Raw genomic sequence first — 19,082 nt, 5'->3', positions numbered from 1 at the left:
ATGTGAGCGATGAATTCAATGCGTACCGAGGTACGCCGACTTCACCTTGGGGTTGTCGAGCAGCTCGCGGCCGGAGCCTTCGAGCGTGATGCAGCCGGTTTCGAGCACGTAGGCGCGGTCGGCCACGCCCAGCGCCTGCTTGGCCATCTGCTCCACCAGCAGGATCGTGAGACCCGAGCTGCGCAGCTGGCGGATGGCGTCGAAGATGTCCTTGATGATGAGCGGCGCCAGGCCCAGCGAGGGCTCGTCGAGCAGCAGCAGGCGCGGCTCGCTCATGAGCGCGCGGGCAATCGCGAGCATCTGCTGCTCGCCGCCCGACAGCGTGCCGGACAGTTGATGCGCGCGTTCTTTCAAGCGTGGGAAGCGCGCGAACTCGCGCTCGATGGCGCGCTCCACGAAGGCCTTGTCGTTGCGGCGCGAGTAGGCGCCGAGCATCAGGTTCTCGCGCACGGTCTGGTCGGGGAACACGCCGCGCCCCTCGGGCGACAGCGCCACGCCCAGGCCCACGCGCTGGTGCGCGGGCACGTGCGTGCAGTCCTTGCCGTCGATGAGCACGCGGCCCTCGGCCACGGGCTCCAGCCCGACGATGCTCTTGAGCAGCGTGCTCTTGCCGGCGCCGTTGGCGCCGATGATGGTGACGACCTCGCCCGCGCGCACTTCCAGGCTCACGCCCTTGACGGCCTCGATGGCGCCGTATGAGACCTTCACCGATTCGATTTTCAACATGATGGTTTCGGTCCTCTGGCTCAGGCGGGCACGGCGGCCATGTCTTCTTCGTCGTCCACGCCCAGGTAGGCCTCGACCACGCGCGGATTCGACTGCACCTCGGCGGGCTTGCCTTCGGCGATCTTCACGCCGTAGTCGAGCACGATCACGTGGTCGGAGATCGACATCACCAGGTCCATGTGGTGCTCCACCATCAGAATGGACACGCCGCACTTGCCGATGCGCACCAGCAGTTCGCCGAGCTCGGCGGTTTCCTGCGGGTTGAGGCCGGCGGCGGGCTCGTCGAGCAGCAGCAGCTGCGGCTCGGTGGCCAGCGCGCGCGCCAGCTCCACGCGACGCTGCAGGCCGTAGGGCAGGCTGCCGGCGGGCCAGTGCGCCAGGTGGCCCAGGCCCACGAGGTCGAGCAGCTGCAGCGCGCGCTCGCGCGTGGCGCGCTCCTGCTTGCCCGCCGTGGGCCAGGCCACGAGCGACGACAGGAAGCCGTTGCTCATGCGGCTGTGCCGTCCGAGCATCACGTTGTCGAGCACCGAGAGGTCGGCGAACAGGCGCAGGTTCTGGAAGGTGCGACCCATGCCCAGGCAGCAGATGGTGTGCGCCGGCTGGCCCACGATGTTGCGGCCCAGGAAGCGGATCACGCCCGCGTCGGGTTCGACCACGCCGGTGAGCATGTTGATCATGGTGCTCTTGCCGGCACCGTTCGGGCCGATGAGCGCATGGATGTGGCCGCGCTGCAGGCGGAACGACACGTCCTGCGCGGGCTTCACGCCGCCGTACGACTTGGTCACGCCCTGCACCACCAGCAGCTCGCCTTCGCCGCCGGGACCGATCCGGCCCGGCACGCCGTTGCCGGCCGCCCCTTCGCCGCGATGGCGCGACTTCAGGAACCACTTGTTGAACAGGCCCACCACGCCGCCCGGCATGACGTACAGCGCGAACAGCAGCAGGAAGCCGTACAGGAAGTGCTGCGCCGAGGGCCAGCGCGCGAGCAGCGCGTCGGTCGCCGTGAGCAGCACCGCGCCCACGATGGGACCGTACATCGAGCCTGCGCCGCCGAACAGCACCAGGAGCAGGATGAAGATCGACAGGTGGAAGGTGATGAAGTCGGAGTTGATGTACTGGTTCTGCTGCGCCACGAGCGCGCCCGCGATGCCGCAGGTGACGGCCGCGACCACGAAGGCCATGACCTTGGCGCGGTACACGCGCACGCCCACCGAGGACGAGGCGATCTCGTCCGCCTGCAGCGACAGCAGCGCGCGGCCGAAGCGGCCCTGCAGCAGGTTGCGCAGCAGCAGGTGCAGCGCGGCGCTGAGCACGATGCCCAGGATCACCCATTGCACACTGCTCAGCGGCTGGCCGTTCCAGGTCAGCGGGCGGATGCCGTAGATGCCCTGCGCGCCGCCGAACACGTCGGTCCATTCGCCCACGAGCTTCTCGACCACGATGCCGAAGGCCAGCGTGACCATCGCGAGGTACGGGCCCTTCACGCGCAGCGAGGGCAGCGCGATGAGCACACCGCACACGCCAGAGACAACCGCCGCGATCACCAGCGCGAGCCACGGGCTCAGCTCGGTGCGCGAGGTGATGAGCGCGACCGCGTAGGCGCCGGCCGCGAACAGGCCGGCCTGGCCCAGCGATTTCTGGCCCGCGTAGCCGACCAGCACGTTCATGCCGGCCGCGCACAGGTAGTAGACGCACATCATGAAAGCGATGCGCAGGTAGTAGTCGTTGCCGGACAGCGAGACGAGGCCGCACAGCACGGCCGCCACCAGCACCACGGCGGCGGGATGGGCGAGGCGCTTCATACCTTCTCCACCGTCGAGCGGCCGAACAGGCCCGTGGGCCGGAAGGCCAGCACCAGGATCACGAGCGCGAACACCGCCACCTCGCGCCACTGCGCCTGCCACAGGTTCACCATCGACTCGAGCACGCCCAGCAGGAAGCCGCCGATGACGCAGCCGCGCGGGTTGCTCAGGCCGCCGATCATGGCGCCCGAGAAACCCTTGAGCCCCACGGTCAGCCCCATGAAGAGCGAGGCCTGCGCGATGGGCGCAAGCAGAAAGCCCGACAGCCCCGCCAGCGCCGAGCTGACGACGAAGGCGCCGATCATCATGGCGTTGGTGTTGATGCCCATGAGGCTGGCCACGTTGCCGTTCTGCGCCACGGCGCGCATGGCCTTGCCGATCATGGTGCGGTTCATCACGCGGTCGAAGCCGATCATCACGACCACGGCCACGCCCAGCGTGAGCAGTTCCTGCGGGCGCACGCCCACGCCGAACATGCGGATCACGGTGTCGCCCACGGGCGCCGGCACCACCACGGGCTTCGGGCCCCAGATGGCCAGGCCCACGCTCTGCAGGATCACGCCGAAGCCCAGCGTGCTCATGACCCAGGCCATGCCCGGGCGGCCCGCGAACGGGCGCACGCCGAGCACGTAGAGCAGCCAGCCCAACAGGCCCATCACGCCGAGGGCGGCGACCAGCGCGAACAGCTGCGCGCCCGCGCCGGGCACGGCGTCGCCGAAGGTGGTGGAACTGAGCGGCTTGCCCAGCACGAGGAACAGCGCGCTCATGCCGATGAACGCACCGGCCGAGACGAACTCGCCGTGCGAGAAGTTCAGCGTCTTGGTCGTCGTGAACGTGATGCTGAATCCGAGGGCCACCAGCGCATAGGCACCGCCGACGGCGAGCCCGCTGATGAGCGCCTGCAGGAGCGCTTCAACCATGGTGTGTATCTCCGTTGCGGAACGGGGCGGTGCCCCGTTCCTTTGTCTCAGACGTTTATTGCTTGAAGTCGGCCGGCTTGAGCGCACCGATCAGCGCGTCGCTGTAGGGCAGCAGCTTGCCGTCCTTCCAGCGGATCCAGACCAGGTCCTTGGCCGTCAGGGCTTCGTGGTTGGTCTTGCTGAAAGGCTTCTCGTAGGTCTTGAGCACGCCCTGCACCGGCGTCTTCAGGTCTTCGAGTGCCGCACGCACGGCGGCGCCGTCGGTGCTGTTGGCCTGTTTCATGGCCTGGGCCAGCAGCAGCACCGAGTCGTAGCCGTGCAGCGCGAAGGAGAACGAGCCCGGTGCCTTCAGCTTGCTGCCGATGCGGTCGAACAGCTTCTGCTGCACGGGCGTGCGCGTCTCGCTCACGGTGCGCATGAAGATCGGCTTCTCGGCCAGCGCCTTGCCAGCCGCGTCGTAGAAGGTGATGTTGTCGGCGGCCCACGAAGTAAGCGTCAGCGGGAAGTAGTTGATCTTCTCCATGCTGCGCACCAGCTGCGCGATGGGCGTGCCCTGCGCCCACACCACCACGGTGTCGACGTTGGCGGCCTTCATCTTGGAGAGCTGCGAGGTCATGTCGGTGTCGCCGACGCCGAAGCGCTCGGTGGCCGCGATCTTGATGTCCTGCAGCTTGGCGATGTCTTCCATGTCCTTCAGGCCGCCCTGGCCGTAGCCGGTGGTCTCGGCCATGAGGCCCACGACCTTGGAGCCGGCCGTGTTGCGCTTCACGTAGGCCATGAGCGCGGCGACCTGTTCGCGGTCAACCATCGAGACACGGAACATGTAGTTGTCGGCGCCCGCGCTCATCGGCTTGGTGATGTCGGTGCCCGAACCCACGTTGCCCAGCACGGGGATCTTCTTCTGGTTGGCGATGTGCTTCCAGGCCATGGCGTTGCCCGAGTTGGTGGGGCCGAACACGGCGACGACCTTCTCGTTGTCGACCAGGTCGCTCATGTTCTGGATCGACTTCGGCGGCGCCGAGACGTCGTCGCGCGTGACCAGTGTGAACTTCCGTCCGAGCGCGCCGCCGGCGGCGTTCAGGTCGGCAATGGCCGCTTCCATGCCCAGCACCGCGGCCTGGCCGCTCTGCGCCGAGGGCGACGCCGAGAGGTCGCCGTTGTAGCCGAGCTTGATGTCTTGTGCGTAAGCACCGGCACTGAACGCAGCGAAGGCGGCGGTCGCGAGCAGGGTCTTGTACAGACGGATCGTTTTCATTCTTTGTCTCCTGAAGGGTTGACGGACGGGGAACGGGAAATCGAAAAGGAAGGGGCGTGGGTCAGACGGCGAGGAAGCCGCCGTCCACCGGCAGCGTGATGCCGGTGACGTAGCGCGACATGTCGCTGGCCAGGAAGATCACCGGGCCCACCAGGTCTTCGGTCTGGCCGACGCGGCCCAGCGGAATGCGCGTCATGAACGACTCGAGGCGCTGCGGGTTCTCGCGCGTGGCGGCGGTCATGGGCGTCTCGATCACGCCGGGTGCCAGTGCGTTGACGCGCACGCCGGCCGGTGCGAGTTCTTGCGCCAGCGACTGCGTGAGCATCTTGATGGCGCCCTTCGAGGGCGAGTAGCCCAGGCTCGCGGCCTGCCCTGCATAGGCGGCGATGGAGGCGATGTTGATGATCGAGCCCTTCGTCTGCTTGAGCACGGGAATGAAGGCCAGCGTGGTGTTGAAGGTGCCGTGCACGTTCACGTCGATGGTCTTCTTCCAGTTGGCCGCGGCGTTCGGGCTGCTGGTGGTCTCGCGGATGATGATGCCGGCGTTGTTCACCAGCAGGTCGACGTGGCCGACCTCTTGCGCCACGCGCGCCGCCAGTGCCTGGCAGGCCTCGGGCGCGGTGACGTCGAGCACGAACGACCAGGCCTCGCCGCCTTCGTTGCGCACCAGTTGCGCGGTCTCGGCCACGGTGGCTTCGTTCATGTCGGTGACGACGACGCGCGCGCCCGCCTGGGCCAGGCCGAGCGCGAGCGCACGGCCGTTGCCCTGGCCGGCGCCGGTGATCAGCGCGAGGCGGCCCTCGAGCAGGCGCGGTGCGACGTGAGGAGGAAAGGGCATGGTCGGCTCCTTGGGTTGACTATCGGAACGGGGTCAGGCGCCGCGCGGCACAGCGACGGCTTCGCGCTGTTCGACGTGCAAGGGCACGGCCACTTCGGCCTGCGCGACCTGCAGGCCTGCGACGTAGCCGAAGGTGAGCGCCGGGCCGAGCGTGATGCCCGCGCCGGGGTAGTTGCCGCCCATCACGCTGGCCGCGTCGTTGCCGACGGCGTACAGGCCCTTGATCGGCTGGCGGTCGGCGTCGAGCACGCGGGTCTTCTCGTCGGTGACGAGGCCGGCGAAGGTGCCGATATCGCCGATGACGAGCTTGATCGCGTAGTACGGGCCGTTGTCCAGCGGCGCGACGCAGGGGTTGGGCGTGACGTTGGCGTCGCCCTGGTAGCGGTTGTAGGCCTTGCTGCCCTTGCCGAAGGCGGGGTCGTCGCCGGTGCGCGCGCCTTCGTTGAACGTTTGCACGGTGGCTTCGAGTGCGGCGGGGGCGATGCCGATTTCTTTCGCCAGCTCGCCGATGCTCGCGCCGCGCTTGAGGTAGCCGGTCTTCAGGTGGCGGCCGATGGGCAGCGGCGCGGGCGCGACGCAGCCCAGGCCGTAGTCGCGCAGCGCCTTGTGGTCGCACAGCAGCCAGGCCGTGACCTCGGGCTCACCCTCGCAGGCCTTGACCATCGCCTGCACGAAGTCGTGGTACGAGTTGCCTTCGTTGGCAAAGCGCTTGCCCTTGGGCGTGACCGCGATCACGCCGGGCTTGGCGCGGTCGATGAAGTGCGGCATGACGCCCTTGCTGCCGTCGGGCCGCGTGGTGACCGACGCCGGCACCCAGGCCGCGGCGTGCGGGATGGTGCCGTCGACGCGGCCGCCCACGGCCTCGGCCAGGCGCAGGCCGTCGCCGGTGTTCGTGGAAGGCGACGGCGAGTAGTGCTCCTTGCCGGTCGGTGCGTGCGGGAACAGCTGCTTGCGGCGCTCCACGTCGTAGGGGAAGCCGCCGCAGGCCAGCACCACGCCGCGTTTGGCGGTGATGCGCACCGTCTTGCCTTCGTGCTGCACCACGGCGCCCGAGACGCCGTCGTACTCAACGATGAGCTTCTTCACAGGCGACGAGAGCCACACGGGAATGTCCAGGTCCATCGCGGCCTTGGCGAGGCGACCGGCCAGCGCGTTGCCGTTGGTCAGCGTCATGCCGCGGCCGTGGCGCACCACGTCCAGGAAGTGCCGGGTCAGGCGCTTGGTCACGTACCAGAACGAGGTCGGCGACTTGAAGGCCCGCATGAAGTGTTTGATCTCGGGGCCCGAGCCCAACATCATCCCGAACACCGTGAGCTCGGGCAGCGGCGGTGCCAGGTGCTTGATGCGCGCACCGAGCTCGCGCCCGTCGAACGGACGCGTGACCATCGAGCGTCCGCCGGGCTGGCCGCCGGGCGCTTCGGCGTGGTAGTCGGGGAAGACGGCCGGCATGTCGAACTGCACGCAGGTGTTGCGCGTGAAGAAGTCGATGGCCTTCGGGCCCATGTCGAGGAAGGCGCCCACGCGCGCGGCGTCGAAGTGCGTCGTGGTCTCGTGCTGCATGTAGGCGAGCGCGGCGCCGGGCGGCTCATGGATGCCCTGCTCCGTGGCCAGGCGCGTGCCCGGAATCCACAGCCAGCCGCCCGAGCGCGCGGTGGTGCCGCCGAAGCGCGGCTCTTTCTCGACCACCAGCACCTTCAAACCCTGCGACGCCGCCGTGACGGCGGTGGCCATGCCCGATGCGCCGCTGCCGACGACGAGGACATCGCATTCCCACGTGTTCTGTTCCATCTCTGCCTCTGTTCGCTCTCGTGTTGTGTGTACGACTTAAGTTGCGGCGGAGTGTAGGCAGCGATGTTGATATGGTCAAGTCGTTTAGTTACTATCAGATGATCAGTCATCGTCGATTGAACACGACAATTTCAGTAGAAACCCTGATGGCTATACTCGCTCCCACTCTCAACCCCCACGCCGGGCGCCCCATGGAAAAGCCAAGACGTGGCATTCAATCCGTCGAAATCGGAACGCAATTGCTGGTCGCGCTCGGGCGGCACGTGGCGCCCATGGCGCTGCGCGACCTCGGCAAATCGGCCGGCATTCCGGTCGGCAAGGCGCACCCCTACCTCGTCAGTTTTCTGAAGGTCGGCTTCGTGGTGCAGGACGGCGCCGGCCGCTACGAGCTGGGCCCGCTGGCCCTGCAGCTGGGCCTGGCCAAGCTGCAGCGGCTCGACCCGATCAAGGAGGCGTCGCCGCTCATCGAGGCGCTCGCGTCCGAGACCGAACAGAGCATCGCGGTCGCGGTCTGGGGCAACTTCGGGCCGACCGTGGTGCGGCTGGAAGAACCGATCCACCCGCTGCACGTGAACCTGCGCACCGGCACCGTGATGTCGCTGGCCTACACGGCCACAGGGCGTCTCTTCGCGGCGTATCTGCCGCCGAAGGTGGTGGAAAAAATGATGCTCGAAGACCTGGCGCGCACGCGCCCGGCCGACGGGCGCGGCGCCAGCGAGGAACTGTCGAAGTCGCAGATCGAGGCGCTCCTGGTCGAGACGCGGCTGCACGGCGTGTCGCGCACGCTGGGCCAGCCGATTCCGGGCATCGACGCCTTCTGCGCGCCGGTGTTCGACTCGACCAACAACCTCGTGCTGGGCATCACGGCCATGGGCCCCGAGGCCACCTTCGACAGCGACTGGAACGGCCGCGTGGCCGTGCCGCTGAAGGCCTGCGCACTCGAAATCTCGCGCCGCCTGGGCTTCGTGCCCACCGACGAAGCGGGCTGAACCGCCGGCCCGTGCCGTGTAGGCAGGCGCTCACGCGCGGGGCCTGACTTTTCCCGCATGCGGCGCATGCCAGGGGCCTCATGCTGAAGGCCTTCGAAACGGAAACTGCCCGATTCCTCCTCACGGCGCCCCCCCGGCGTCGTTCAGCGCTTCCCCACCCGGGAGGCGCTTTTTTATGCCCGGCGCCGCCGTGCGATCAGGTCAGTGCGTGTCGCGGCGCAGCTGCTGCACGTCTTCATGCAGCGAATGCGCCCAGCTGCGGCGCTCACGGCTGTACGAAGGCTGCGGCTCGCCGAAGCGCACGATGGCCAACAGCGGCGGCGCGCGCAGCGTGTTCCACACCGAGGTCAGCAGGCTGTCGTCGTCGATGTAGCGCGGCGCCTGGCTGGTTTCGCCGGTGGCGGCGTCGGCGAAACGCAGCGCGGCCGGAATCACCGGCGCGCCCGAGGAAATCGCGGCCTGCAGCAGGTTGGCGTGGAACGGCAGCAGCCCGCGCCCGTCGCTCGTCGTGCCTTCGGGGAACACGCCGATCAGGTCGCCGCCGCGCAGCGCCTCGGTCATGTGGTGCACCACGCGCATGGCGTCGCGCCGGCGTTCGCGCTCGATGTAGAGCGTGCCCGAGCCGGTGGACAGCGTGCCGATCACCGGCCACTGCTTGACGTCCGACTTCGACACGAAGCGCACATGGCGCGCCGCATGGATGGCGGTGATGTCGAGCCACGAGAGGTGGTTGCAGATGAGCAGCGCGGGCCCGTGCACGGGCGGCTCGCCCTGCACGCGCAGCGTGACGCCCATGATCTGCAGCATGCGCTGCGACCAGGCCTGCACGCGCGCGCTGCGCTCGTCGGGCGACAGCCGCGGAAAGGTGAAGCGAATCGTCCACCAGCCCGACAGCGCATGCGACGCCGCATGCAGCAATCGCCAGCCGGCCTTCAACGAGTGCAGCATCTGGACGCGGGCCCTCTTCTTCTTTTTGACGGCGTGCCGTGTGGCGGGCGCGTCGATCAGCCGTGCACGATGCGACCGGCCACCAGCGTGTGGCGCGCGCGCCCCTGCATCGGGTAGCTGGAGAACGGCGTGTGCTTGCCCTGGCTGCGCAGCGCTTCGGGCACCACCTGCCATTCGAGCGACGGATCGGCAATGCACAGGTCGGCCACGCCGCCCTGCACGATGCGCCCGATGCCGCTGGCCGCGTCGGCCGCGTTCAGCAGCCGCGCCGGTGCCGAGGTGACGACCTCGATGGCGCGCGCCAGGCCCGCACCGCTGCGCTCGCCCCACTGCAGCGCGAGCGGCAGCAGCAGTTCAAGGCCGGTGGCGCCGGGTTCGGCTTCGGCAAAAGGCAGCGTCTTGGCGTCGGCCTCGACCGGCGTGTGGTCGGACACCAGCGCGTCGATGGTGCCGTCGGCCAGCGCGGCCGAGAGCGCGTCGCGGTCGCCCTGCTGGCGCAGCGGCGGGTTCAGGCGCGCGCGGCTGTCGAAGAAGCCGATGTCGGTATCGGCCAGGTGCAGCGAGTTGATGCTGACGTCGCAGGTGATCGGCAGGCCCTGCGCCTTGGCCTCGCGCACCAGCGCCACGCCGCGGGCGCTGGAAATGCGGCACAGGTGCACGCGCGCGCCGGTGCTCTTCATGAGCTCGATGATGGTGAAGATGGCGATGGTCTCGGCCGCCACCGGCACGCCGCCCAGGCCCAGGCGCGTGGCGAGCGCGCCGCTGGCGGCCACGCCCTTGCCGAGGTCGCGGTCCTGCGGACGCAGCCACACGGTGTAGCCGAAGGTGCTGGCGTACGACAGCGCGCGCTGCAGCACCTGCGTGTCGGCCAGCGGCACGTCGGCCTGGCCGAAGCCGATGCAGCCGGCCTCGGTGAGCTCGGCCATCTCGGTGAGCACGCCGCCGGCCAGGTTGCGCGTGAGCGCACCGAGCGGGAACAGGCGTGCGCACTGCAGCTTTTCGGCGCGGAACTTGAGCATCTCGACCAGGCCGGGCTCGTCGAGCACGGGGTCGGTGTCGGGCGGGCACACGAGGCTGGTCACGCCGCCCGCGATGGCTGCGGCCATTTCGCTTTCGAGCATGCCTTCGTGCTCGTAGCCCGGTTCGCGCAGGCGCGCGGCGAGGTCGACGAGGCCGGGGGTGACGATGCAGCCCGTGGCGTCGAGGGTGCGCTCGGGCTTGAAGCCCGCCGGTGCGCGTCCGATGCCGGCGATCTTGCCGTCGACGATGGCGATGTCGGTGAGCTTGTCGGTGCCCGAGGCGGGGTCGATGACGCGGCCGTTGGTGATGAGGATGTTCATGCTTCGTTACCTGCCACGATGCTCATGACGGCCATGCGAACGGCGATGCCGAAGGTGACCTGCGGAAGGATCACGCTCTGCTTGCCGTCGACCACGGCGGAGTCGATCTCGACGCCGCGGTTGATCGGGCCCGGGTGCATCACGATGGCGTCGGGCTTGGCCAGCTGCAGCTTTTCCTGCGTGAGGCCGAAGGTCTTGAAGAACTCCTGCGACGAGGGTAGCAGCGCGCCGCTCATGCGCTCGTTCTGCAGGCGCAGCATGATGACGACGTCGCAGTCCTTGATGCCTTCTTCGAGCGTGTGGCACACGCGCACGCCCATGCCGGCCATGTCGGCGGGCACCAGCGTCTTCGGGCCGACCACGCGCACTTCGGCGCAGCCGAGCGTGGTGAGCGCGTGGATGTCGGAGCGCGCCACGCGCGAATGCAGCACGTCGCCGACGATCGCGACCGTGAGGTTCGAGAAGTCTTTCTTGTAGTGGCGGATCGTGTACATGTCGAGCAGCCCCTGCGTCGGGTGCGCGTGGCGGCCGTCGCCGGCGTTCACCACGTGCACGTGCGGCGCGACGTGCTGCGCGATCAGGTACGGCGCGCCCGACTCACTGTGGCGCACCACGAACAGGTCGGCGGCCATGGCGCTCAGGTTGGCGATGGTGTCGAGCAGCGACTCGCCCTTGGTGGCCGAGGAACGCGCGATATCGAGGTTGATGACGTCGGCGCTCAGGCGCTTGGCCGCGATCTCGAAGGTGGTGCGCGTGCGCGTGCTGTTTTCGAAGAACAGGTTGAACACGCTCTTGCCGCGCAGCAGCGGCACCTTCTTCACCTCGCGGTCGCTCACGCTCGTGAAGTTGGCGGCCGTGTCGAGGATGTGCGTGACGATGTCCTTGGGCAAGCCCTCGATCGACAGCAGGTGGATCAGCTCGCCGTTCTTGTTGAGCTGCGGGTTTCGCTTGTAGAGCATTAGGTGTTGTCCTCCACCTTGAGGCTGAAGGCGCCGTCGTCGGCGCGTGCGAGGGCGAGCAATTGGGTGTTCGGCAACGTGAGCGTCGTCGCGGCGAAGTCGGCGGCCACGGGCAGTTCGCGACCGCCGCGATCCACCAGCACCGCCAGGCGCACGCAGGCGGGACGGCCGAAGTCGAACAGCTCGTTGAGCACGGCGCGGATGGTGCGGCCGGTATAGAGCACGTCGTCGAGCAGCAGCACGTCGGCGCCGTTCACGTCGAAGGGCAGCGCGGTCTGCGCGCTGGCCGAAAGGCCGCGGCGCGCGAAGTCGTCGCGGTGCATGGCCGACGAGATGACGCCGGGGGCACCGGCCAGGCCCAGGTCTTTCTGCAGGCGCTCGACCAGCCAGGCGCCGCCGGAGGTGATGCCCACCAGTTTCGTCTCGGGGCGCATCAGCGCCTTCACGCCGGACAGCAGCGTCGTGTAGAGCGCTTCGGCATCGGGGATTGAACTCACGGGAGACTCCTCAAAAACTGTTCCAGGATGATGCAGGCGGAGGCGGCGTCGGCATCGCGGGCGCCGGACGACAAGGCCTCGGTGGTGCTGTAGCGCTCGTCCACCTCGAACACCTGGAGATTGAAACGGCCGCGCAGCTGGCGCGCGAACTTCTGCGCGCGGCGGGTGTTCTCGTGCGGGGCGCCGTCGGGGTGGTAGGGCACGCCGACCACCAGGGCGTCGGGCTGCCATTCCTTGATGCGCGCCTCGACCTGGGCAAAGCGGGCGTCGGCGCCCTCGGCCTTGATGGTGGTCTGCGGGGTCGCCGTGCGCAGCAGCCGGTTGCCGCTGGCCACGCCGGTGCGCTTGGCGCCGAAGTCGAAGCCCAGGAAGCTCTGGAAATGCGCGGGAACGGCGGCGGGGACAGGAACAGGGGCGGATGCGGGCGCGTCGGACATGACGTCGCTCATGCGTGGCCCGCGTCGGGAGACAAGGTCCAAGCCTCGAGCCCCAGCAGCATCAACGCCTTGTCGTAGCGCTTTTCCACCGGTGTATCGAAGATCACGACCGGGTCGGCCAGCACGGTGAGCCAGCTGTTCTCGGCCAGTTCGGACTCCAGCTGGCCCTCGCCCCAGGCCGAATAGCCCAGCGAGACCAGCACCTTGCGCGGGCCGGCGCCGGTGGCCAGGGCCTCCAGCACGTCCTTGGAGGTGGTCATTTCGAGCCCGCCGGGGATGGTCATGGTCGAGGCGTAGACCGATTCCTCGGGCTTCTCGGCCTGGGTGAACACCGGCTCGTGCAGCACGAAGCCGCGCTCGGTCTGCACCGGGCCGCCCTGGAAAACGGGGGCCTCGCCCAGCTCGGGGCGGGCCAGGTGCAGCTCGATCTTCTCGAACAGCACCTTGAGGTTGATGTCGCTGGGTTTGTTGATCACCAGCCCGAGCGCACCGCGCTCGCTGTGTTCGCAGAGGTAAACGACGCTGCGGTTGAAAGTTTTGTCTTCCATCCCCGGCATCGCGATCAGAAAGTGATGCGTCAGGTTCATCGGGGCAGAATCAGCAGCCATATGCCCCCGATTTTACTGGCCGTCGATAAGACCTATCCCAAAGGGCTCATGTGGTTTCGCCGGGACCTCCGGGTGGACGACAACGCAGCGCTGTACCGGGCGCTGCGGGCCTGCCGGCAGGTGGTGTGCGTTTTCGTGTTCGACCGGGCAATCCTGGACGCCCTGCCCCGCGCGGACCGGCGGGTCGAATTCATCCGCGAGTCGCTGGTGGAGCTCGAAGCCGAGCTGCGCGGCCTGGGCAGCGGACTCATCGTGCGGCACGCGGTGGCCGCCGAAGAGATTCCGGCGCTGGCCCACACGCTCGACGTGCAGGCGGTGTTCGCCAACCGCGACGACGAGCCCGACGCCCTGGCGCGCGACGCCCGCGTGCTCGGCGCGCTGGCCAACACGGGCATCAGCTTCCACACCTTCAAGGACAGCACCGTCTTCGACCGCGACGAGGTCATGACCAAGGCCGGCCTGCCCTACACGGTGTTCACGCCGTACAAGCGGGCCTGGCTGGCGAAGGTGGATTCGTTCTTTTTGAAGTCGTACCCCGTGCGCAGCCACGCCGACGCGCTCGCCCCGCCGCCCCCGGCCCTGAACGGGCCCGTGCCCACGCTGGCCGACATCGGTTTTGAAAGCACCAACCTCCAGACGCTGGAGATTCCCACCGGCACGCGCGGCGCGGGCGCACTGTTCGAAGATTTCTTCGAGCGCATCGACCGCTACGACGAGGCGCGCAACTTCCCGGCCGTGCGCGGGCCCAGCTACATGGGCGTGCACCTGCGCTTCGGCACGGTGTCGATCCGCCAGCTGGCCAGCGTGGCGCACCAGCTGGCGCTGCAGGGCAACAGCGGGGCCGCGACCTGGCTCAGCGAGCTGGTCTGGCGCGACTTCTACTTCCAGATCCTGGCGCACTTTCCGCACGTGCACGCGAACGGCGAGTCGAAGAGCTTCCGCCCCGAGTACGACAAGATCCAATGGCACCACGGCAAGCACGCCGACCAGCTCTTCGACGCCTGGTGCGAGGGCCGCACCGGCTACCCGCTGGTCGATGCGGCGATGCTGCAGATCCGGCAGAGCGGCTACATGCACAACCGGCTGCGCATGGTGGTGGCGAGCTTCCTGTGCAAGGACCTGGGGCTGGACTGGCGGCGCGGCGAGCGCTACTTCGCGCAGCACCTGAACGACTTCGAGCTGGCCTCGAACAACGGCGGCTGGCAATGGGCCAGCTCGACCGGCTGCGACGCCCAGCCCTACTTCCGCATCTTCAACCCGGTGACGCAGAGCGAACGCTTCGACCCCGAGGGCAAGTTCATCCGCCGCTACCTGCCGCAGCTCGCGGGCCTGTCGAACGTGGCGATCCATGCGCCGTGGATGGCCACGCCGGTCGAGCTGGAAGCGGCAGGCGTCAGGCTGGGCGACAACTACCCCAAGCCGGTGGTGGACCACGCCGAGGCGCGGGAGAAGACGATGCAGCGCTATGCGACGGCGCGAGCCGCCGCACAGGCGCCGCTCAACGGCGCGTCAGCACGATCTGCGCGCCCGCGTCGGACTGGCCCTTGAGCGTGCTCGCATCGACGCGCTGGAACGTGACCAGGGTGTCGCGGCAGCCGGCGAGCGTCTTGCTGGGCTGGAAGTGCAGTTCGTAGTCGCCGCCCTCCAGGCGCCGCCACTGCATCGGCGTCGGAATGCCGACGCAGGGGTCGGCGGGGCTCTGGAACAGCGTCCGCCAGGTCCCGCCCGTGGCCTGCAGCTGCAGGTCCGCATCGAACTGGCGACCGCTCTTGATCGTGATGCGCCCCTTCCACTCGCCCTCCAGCCCATCGGGCGCCTGGGCCGCGGCCCCGCCGGCGGCCAGCGCGGCGGCGCCGGCCGCGCACAGCGCCCCCAGGGCGCGCTTCATGGCGCACCGCCCGTCGTGATGCCCAGCCGGGGCTTCATCGCCTCCCAGGCCACGCCGTTCAGGCGGCGCGACGTGCCGACGTTGTAGCGCGTGTCGGGCTTGACGCCGCGCGCCACGTAGACCGCCCCGTCGTATTCGCCGAAGCTGCGCAGCGTGCGCACGGTGCTCGGCGGACGGCCGCCGTCGAAGACCATCACGCGCGCACCGCCCAGCGTGCGGATTTCCACCTTGCCGGTGCCGGCGGCCGCGCAGGTGTCGAAGGTGTTGGTGGCGGGGTGGAACGTGCAGGCGTAGTACTGCACGGTGCTGGCACTGGTGAATGCAAAGCGCAGGTTCTGGGTCTGCGCTTCGTCCATCAGCCCCAGGCTGTTGGTGCCCGAACCAGCGGGCAGGCCGACGCTGGCGGCGGGGTATGCCGCGATCAACGCCTCGAGCGTCGCGAAGTTGGTCTTGTCCCCGGGGAGGTTGATCGAATAGGGCTGTGTCAGCTCCAGGCCCCGGCGATAGCGCAGCATCGATCCGGCCGGGAAGGTGGGGTCCTGGTTGCCGAAGGCGACCGCCGGCGCGACGCCGAAGATGCTGTTGCCATCGGCCGCCTGCATCTCGGCCACAACCTCCGCCATCTTGCGGCCGGCGATGTCGGTCGACACCGAATGACCCAGGCTGACCGAGGTGCCCCCGCAATACTCGCTGCGGCTCGGTGTGCCGAGGGTGCTGGTGAAGCCCGAGTTCTCGTCGCAACGCACCCAGCCGTTGGGCCCCAGCTGCAGGTAGTTGCCGTAGAGCGTGTCGTGCGTGGCCGGTGCGCCGGCGGTCTGGCCTTCGCGCCGGTCGGTGAGCTTGATCTTGCCGGTGGCCGCATCGGGCACGCCATCGGTCGGGTAGGTCCGGGCAACGTACTGATCGAATTTCGTGAAATCCAGTCGCGCCAATTGGTCCGAGGCCGACGGCGTGACGGTGGCCGGATCGAGCAGGCGCAACTTGACCCCTTGGTCCAGTGCATCGGCCACGATGAGCGCGGCGCTGAAGGCGTTGTCCTCGAAACGGCCACCGTCGGTCACGGCCACGCCCTGGTAGTCGTACAGCTGAGCGACCTCGGGCAGCCCCAGTTGCAGCAGCACCAGCGCCTCGGCCCGCTCGGGCGCAAGGCCTGCCGCGATGCCGGCCTGCAGCAGCGTGGTCAGCGGATTGACCTGCGTGCGGTGGCCGGCCGGCGCGCTCAGCGTGAAGGCCTTGGAGAACGCGGGCAGCGAGGGGTTGTCGCCATCCACCAGCGCCAGCAGCGGCGCGGCGGCGAGTTCGGTCGCGGCGGCCTCGTCGGCCGGCGTGTAGCCGAAGCTGTAGGCGCCGTCTTCACCGGTCTTGGCAGCAGCGACGGGCTCGCCTTCGTCGCAGGTGCCGCTGAGGTTGCGGTCCACGCAGACCAGCGCCCCGCTCACCGCACCGAGCACCATCACCTTGCCGGAGACGGTGACCTCGCCCGGCGTTGTCGGCGGCGGGTTGGTGCCTGGCCCGGCGCCGCCGCCGAGGCCGAACGGAAAGCCGCCCCCTCCGCCGCCACCACTGCCTCCTCCGCCACAGGCAGACAGTGCCAACAGGAAGCTTGCGCAGGCCAACGGAACGGCCCCTCTGGTCCAACGAACTTGCATGGTTTTTTCCTCCGGGTTGTGTGTCGAGTACCCCGTTCGCCTGACAGCGAATCCGGGTTCTGGGCAGTGTGGGAGGGGGTTCTGCACGGCGCATCGTGTAAATGCACGATGCGCGGCCGGGGCCGGTCGCGATAAGAAGAAGGGCCGCAGCCCGCGTTGACACCCGGCGACGCGGGCGCGCATCATGCCGGCGAAAAACGTCGGCGTCCGTCCGGGGGAGGAGGTTGCAATGAATCGGGATCTCTCACTGCAGCGCACGCTCGATGCGATTGCGCACCTGGGCGATCGGGAACCGCCCTGGACGGCGCTCCTCGAAGGCATGCAGCAGCTGATCGGCGGCGACAGCGCGACACTGATCCTGATCGGCGACAGCGGCGAGCTGCTGAACTTTCAGCAGCACGATGTTTCGCCGGCCGCCGAACGCGTCTACACCGAACACTTCTTCGCGCACGACATCGTGGCACCGCTGACCATCGGTGCAGCGCCCGGCAGCTGGTTCGACACGCAAGAGCTGTTCTCCTCGTCCCTGCTGTCGAAAGAGGCCTTCTACGTCGACTTCATGTGCCAGCACCGGATGCGGCAGCTGCTCACCTTCATCATCGAAGACAGCCCGCAGCGGCGCGGCGGCCTCACCGTGCAGCGCAACATGCCTGCCGACCATGCGCGGCGTGACCTGGAAAGCGCCACGGTGCGTCGGGCCACCGGCGCGCTGCGGCGGGGAATGGCACAGCGCGAAGCGATGACGCGCCAGTGGTTCGACACGGCCGAATCGGCCTTCGCTGGTTTTGGCGAAGCCATCTGCCTGACCACGCCACAAGGCACCGTGCTGCGCGCCTCTGCCCGGGCCCAGGAGCTCCTCGGCCAAGGGCATTCGCTGCGCCTGCGCGGCGGCCGGCTCTGGCATCCAGGTCTCGATGTGCAGCGCGCCTTGCAGTCGGCGCTCACGCAGGCGCCGCGGGCCCGCGAGCCGATGCGCCTTGCCGTCCCGGACGACACGGGCGGTGTGTGCCGCCTGGAACTCGTGCCCGCCGCGCCCGAGCTCAGTCTGGGCAAGGAGGCGTTGGTCTTCATCCGCATGCGCCACGATGGCACGCGCGTGCCACCGTCCATCGACGGCTTCTGCAGGGCCTTCGGCATCACGCCCGCCGAGGCACGCGTGCTGACCGCGCTCATGGCCGGTCAGTCACCCAAGCAGCATGCGGTGTTGCAAGGGGTGTCGGTGCACACGGTGCGCAGCCAGGTCACCTCGCTGATGACCAAGATGGAGTGCGCGCGGCAGGTCGACCTGGTGCGCAAAGGCCTGCTCGCGCAGTCACCGCTGCTGGAGACAGGGGGAAGTCCATGAACCAGGACAGCGCGTTGCGCCGCACGCTGGATGCCATCGCGCATCTGGACGATCCCCAGCCGCCATGGACCGACCTGCTGCACGGGATGCGGCAGGTGATCGGTGGTGACAGCGTCACCTTCATCCTGCTGGAGAACGGCAATGAGCTGTTGAGCTTTCAGCAGGTCAACATTTCGGCCACTGCCGAGCGCGAATATGCACAGCATTTCTGCGCCCACGACATCCTGATTCCCACGACCCTCGGCGCGCGGCCGGGAAGCTGGTTCGACACGCACGAGTTGTTCTCGTCGGCTTTTCTTTCGAGGAACGTCTACTACGCCGACTTCATGTGCCGCCACGGTGCGCGGCAGATGCTGGCATGCATCGTCGAAGAGGGCCCTCAACGCCGCGGCGGTCTGACGGTGCAACGCAGTACCGCTGCACCTGCGCGCGGGCTGCTGGACAACACGCGGGTGCGCCGTGTCACCCATGCACTGCGACAAGGCCTGGCACGACGCGACCTCAGAACCCGGCAATGGCTCGGCGATGCCGAATCCGCATTCGCGGCCTTCGACGAGGCGATCTTCCTGGTGACCCGCACAGGCACCGTGCTGCACGCATCGGCCGCAGCCCTGGAGTTCTTCGGCACCCACCACGCACTGCGCCTGCGCGGTCAACGGCTTTGGCATCCGTCTGCCCAGACACAGCAAGCACTGGTGTCGGGCCTCGCGCAGGCTGCGCAATCGGATCACCAGGTCTGCCTCTCCATCGCCGGTGGGCCGGCAGGTCCTGAACACCTGGAGTTGGTTCGCGCGGCACCGCGTCTGAGCCTGGGCGAAGAGGCGCTGGTGCTGGCCCGCATCCGTTTCGACCGGGCGCGGGGAACGCCCTCGATCGACAGCCTCTGCAGCGCCTTCGGCATCACGCCCGCCGAGGCGCGCGTGCTGACCGCGCTCATGGCCGGTCAGTCATCCAAACAGCATGCGGTTGTGCAAGGGGTGTCGGTGCACACCGTGCGCAGCCAGGTCACCTCGCTGATGACCAAGATGGAATGTGCGCGGCAGGTCGACCTGGTGCGCAAGGCGCTGCTCGCGCCCTGAACGGAAGAAGACCG

General features: G+C 68.5%; 18 protein-coding genes. 4 read left to right on the top strand and 14 right to left on the bottom strand.

The window, feature by feature from the left end:
• Positions 1-15 precede the first annotated feature (15 nt).
• The 6 genes from AC3WQM_RS16425 to AC3WQM_RS16400 form a co-directional block, all read right to left on the bottom strand.
• Complete coding sequence (locus AC3WQM_RS16425) at positions 16-726, bottom strand: ABC transporter ATP-binding protein (RefSeq protein WP_095746774.1); 711 nt, start codon at positions 724-726, stop codon at positions 16-18.
• A gap of 20 nt (positions 727-746) precedes the next feature.
• Positions 747-2,528: a branched-chain amino acid ABC transporter ATP-binding protein/permease gene (locus AC3WQM_RS16420; protein ID WP_492680158.1), complete on the bottom strand. Its 1,782-nt coding sequence runs from the start codon at positions 2,526-2,528 to the stop codon at positions 747-749.
• Positions 2,525-3,448 (bottom strand): branched-chain amino acid ABC transporter permease, encoded by a 924-nt coding sequence (locus AC3WQM_RS16415; RefSeq protein WP_062469725.1) that lies wholly within the window; start codon positions 3,446-3,448, stop codon positions 2,525-2,527. Before AC3WQM_RS16415 ends, AC3WQM_RS16420 begins: the two co-directional genes overlap by 4 nt.
• A 55-nt stretch (positions 3,449-3,503) precedes the next feature.
• Positions 3,504-4,703, bottom strand: a complete 1,200-nt coding sequence (locus tag AC3WQM_RS16410) for an ABC transporter substrate-binding protein (protein WP_489061643.1) — start codon at positions 4,701-4,703, stop codon at positions 3,504-3,506.
• 61 nt (positions 4,704-4,764) lie between these two features.
• A complete protein-coding gene (locus tag AC3WQM_RS16405) occupies positions 4,765-5,541 on the bottom strand; it encodes an SDR family NAD(P)-dependent oxidoreductase (protein WP_139704791.1) in 777 nt (258 codons plus the stop codon).
• Between the two features lie 33 nt (positions 5,542-5,574).
• A complete protein-coding gene (locus tag AC3WQM_RS16400) occupies positions 5,575-7,329 on the bottom strand; it encodes an FAD-dependent oxidoreductase (RefSeq protein ID WP_492680156.1) in 1,755 nt (584 codons plus the stop codon).
• A 191-nt stretch (positions 7,330-7,520) separates the two neighbouring features.
• Here AC3WQM_RS16400 and AC3WQM_RS16395 point away from each other — a divergent pair, with 191 nt between their 5' ends.
• Positions 7,521-8,318: an IclR family transcriptional regulator gene (locus AC3WQM_RS16395; RefSeq protein ID WP_492680154.1), complete on the top strand. Its 798-nt coding sequence runs from the start codon at positions 7,521-7,523 to the stop codon at positions 8,316-8,318.
• A gap of 201 nt (positions 8,319-8,519) precedes the next feature.
• Here AC3WQM_RS16395 and AC3WQM_RS16390 read toward each other — a convergent pair whose 3' ends face one another.
• Genes AC3WQM_RS16390 through AC3WQM_RS16365 form a run of 6 tightly spaced genes read right to left on the bottom strand, consistent with a single transcriptional unit; the run spans position 8,520 to position 13,107 of the window.
• A complete protein-coding gene (locus tag AC3WQM_RS16390; RefSeq protein ID WP_492680152.1) occupies positions 8,520-9,266 on the bottom strand; it encodes a lysophospholipid acyltransferase family protein in 747 nt (248 codons plus the stop codon).
• Positions 9,267-9,322: 56 nt separating this feature from the next.
• On the bottom strand, positions 9,323-10,606 hold the full coding sequence (locus tag AC3WQM_RS16385; protein WP_492680150.1) for a dihydroorotase: 1,284 nt from the start codon (positions 10,604-10,606) through the stop codon (positions 9,323-9,325).
• A complete protein-coding gene (locus AC3WQM_RS16380) occupies positions 10,603-11,565 on the bottom strand; it encodes an aspartate carbamoyltransferase catalytic subunit (RefSeq protein ID WP_056577783.1) in 963 nt (320 codons plus the stop codon). The genes AC3WQM_RS16385 and AC3WQM_RS16380 overlap by 4 nt, the downstream gene beginning before the upstream one ends.
• On the bottom strand, positions 11,565-12,062 hold the full coding sequence (pyrR, locus tag AC3WQM_RS16375) for a bifunctional pyr operon transcriptional regulator/uracil phosphoribosyltransferase PyrR (protein WP_447747116.1): 498 nt from the start codon (positions 12,060-12,062) through the stop codon (positions 11,565-11,567). The genes AC3WQM_RS16380 and pyrR overlap by 1 nt, the downstream gene beginning before the upstream one ends.
• Complete coding sequence (gene ruvX / locus AC3WQM_RS16370) at positions 12,059-12,511, bottom strand: Holliday junction resolvase RuvX (protein WP_492680148.1); 453 nt, start codon at positions 12,509-12,511, stop codon at positions 12,059-12,061. The genes pyrR and ruvX overlap by 4 nt, the downstream gene beginning before the upstream one ends.
• The gene (locus tag AC3WQM_RS16365; RefSeq protein WP_492680146.1) at positions 12,508-13,107 is read right to left on the bottom strand and encodes a YqgE/AlgH family protein; all 600 of its coding nucleotides are present in this window, start codon (positions 13,105-13,107) and stop codon (positions 12,508-12,510) included. Before AC3WQM_RS16365 ends, ruvX begins: the two co-directional genes overlap by 4 nt.
• On the opposite strand from AC3WQM_RS16365, the gene AC3WQM_RS16360 reads away from it, so the two are divergent.
• Positions 13,108-14,655 (top strand): cryptochrome/photolyase family protein, encoded by a 1,548-nt coding sequence (locus AC3WQM_RS16360; RefSeq protein WP_492680144.1) that lies wholly within the window; start codon positions 13,108-13,110, stop codon positions 14,653-14,655. It begins immediately after the preceding gene.
• On the opposite strand, the gene AC3WQM_RS16355 is transcribed toward AC3WQM_RS16360, so the two are convergent.
• Both AC3WQM_RS16355 and AC3WQM_RS16350 read right to left on the bottom strand, forming a co-directional pair.
• The gene (locus AC3WQM_RS16355; RefSeq protein ID WP_492680142.1) at positions 14,606-14,995 is read right to left on the bottom strand and encodes a hypothetical protein; all 390 of its coding nucleotides are present in this window, start codon (positions 14,993-14,995) and stop codon (positions 14,606-14,608) included. The two genes, AC3WQM_RS16360 and AC3WQM_RS16355, sit on opposite strands and share 50 nt — an antisense overlap.
• Positions 14,992-16,644: a hypothetical protein gene (locus AC3WQM_RS16350; RefSeq protein ID WP_492680140.1), complete on the bottom strand. Its 1,653-nt coding sequence runs from the start codon at positions 16,642-16,644 to the stop codon at positions 14,992-14,994. The genes AC3WQM_RS16355 and AC3WQM_RS16350 overlap by 4 nt, the downstream gene beginning before the upstream one ends.
• 184 nt (positions 16,645-16,828) lie before the next feature.
• Here AC3WQM_RS16350 and AC3WQM_RS16345 point away from each other — a divergent pair, with 184 nt between their 5' ends.
• Together AC3WQM_RS16345 and AC3WQM_RS16340 are read left to right on the top strand one after the other, a co-directional pair.
• Positions 16,829-17,989 carry a helix-turn-helix transcriptional regulator gene (locus tag AC3WQM_RS16345; protein WP_492680138.1) on the top strand — a complete coding sequence of 387 codons (1,161 nt, stop codon included), beginning with the start codon at positions 16,829-16,831 and terminating at the stop codon, positions 17,987-17,989.
• Positions 17,986-19,068, top strand: a complete 1,083-nt coding sequence (locus AC3WQM_RS16340; protein ID WP_492680136.1) for a helix-turn-helix transcriptional regulator — start codon at positions 17,986-17,988, stop codon at positions 19,066-19,068. Before AC3WQM_RS16345 ends, AC3WQM_RS16340 begins: the two co-directional genes overlap by 4 nt.
• Positions 19,069-19,082: the final 14 nt, after the last annotated feature.

Source organism: Variovorax sp. FW301-JW7 (genome assembly GCF_058788795.1).
This window is presented reverse-complemented; position numbering and strand designations above follow the sequence as displayed.

Excerpts from the sequence above, each read along its gene's own strand:
- AC3WQM_RS16425 (WP_095746774.1), bottom strand. The coding sequence starts at position 726 with ATGTTGAAAATCGAATCGGTGAAGGTCTCATACGGCGCCATCGAGGCC.
- AC3WQM_RS16420 (WP_492680158.1), bottom strand. The coding sequence starts at position 2,528 with ATGAAGCGCCTCGCCCATCCCGCCGCCGTGGTGCTGGTGGCGGCCGTG.
- AC3WQM_RS16415 (WP_062469725.1), bottom strand. The coding sequence starts at position 3,448 with ATGGTTGAAGCGCTCCTGCAGGCGCTCATCAGCGGGCTCGCCGTCGGC.
- AC3WQM_RS16410 (WP_489061643.1), bottom strand. The coding sequence starts at position 4,703 with ATGAAAACGATCCGTCTGTACAAGACCCTGCTCGCGACCGCCGCCTTC.
- AC3WQM_RS16405 (WP_139704791.1), bottom strand. The coding sequence starts at position 5,541 with ATGCCCTTTCCTCCTCACGTCGCACCGCGCCTGCTCGAGGGCCGCCTC.
- AC3WQM_RS16400 (WP_492680156.1), bottom strand. The coding sequence starts at position 7,329 with ATGGAACAGAACACGTGGGAATGCGATGTCCTCGTCGTCGGCAGCGGC.
- AC3WQM_RS16395 (WP_492680154.1), top strand. The coding sequence starts at position 7,521 with ATGGAAAAGCCAAGACGTGGCATTCAATCCGTCGAAATCGGAACGCAA.
- AC3WQM_RS16390 (WP_492680152.1), bottom strand. The coding sequence starts at position 9,266 with ATGCTGCACTCGTTGAAGGCCGGCTGGCGATTGCTGCATGCGGCGTCG.
- AC3WQM_RS16385 (WP_492680150.1), bottom strand. The coding sequence starts at position 10,606 with ATGAACATCCTCATCACCAACGGCCGCGTCATCGACCCCGCCTCGGGC.
- AC3WQM_RS16380 (WP_056577783.1), bottom strand. The coding sequence starts at position 11,565 with ATGCTCTACAAGCGAAACCCGCAGCTCAACAAGAACGGCGAGCTGATC.
- ruvX (WP_492680148.1), bottom strand. The coding sequence starts at position 12,511 with ATGAGCGACGTCATGTCCGACGCGCCCGCATCCGCCCCTGTTCCTGTC.
- AC3WQM_RS16365 (WP_492680146.1), bottom strand. The coding sequence starts at position 13,107 with ATGGCTGCTGATTCTGCCCCGATGAACCTGACGCATCACTTTCTGATC.
- AC3WQM_RS16360 (WP_492680144.1), top strand. The coding sequence starts at position 13,108 with ATGCCCCCGATTTTACTGGCCGTCGATAAGACCTATCCCAAAGGGCTC.
- AC3WQM_RS16355 (WP_492680142.1), bottom strand. The coding sequence starts at position 14,995 with ATGAAGCGCGCCCTGGGGGCGCTGTGCGCGGCCGGCGCCGCCGCGCTG.
- AC3WQM_RS16350 (WP_492680140.1), bottom strand. The coding sequence starts at position 16,644 with ATGCAAGTTCGTTGGACCAGAGGGGCCGTTCCGTTGGCCTGCGCAAGC.
- AC3WQM_RS16345 (WP_492680138.1), top strand. The coding sequence starts at position 16,829 with ATGCCGGCGAAAAACGTCGGCGTCCGTCCGGGGGAGGAGGTTGCAATG.
- AC3WQM_RS16340 (WP_492680136.1), top strand. The coding sequence starts at position 17,986 with ATGAACCAGGACAGCGCGTTGCGCCGCACGCTGGATGCCATCGCGCAT.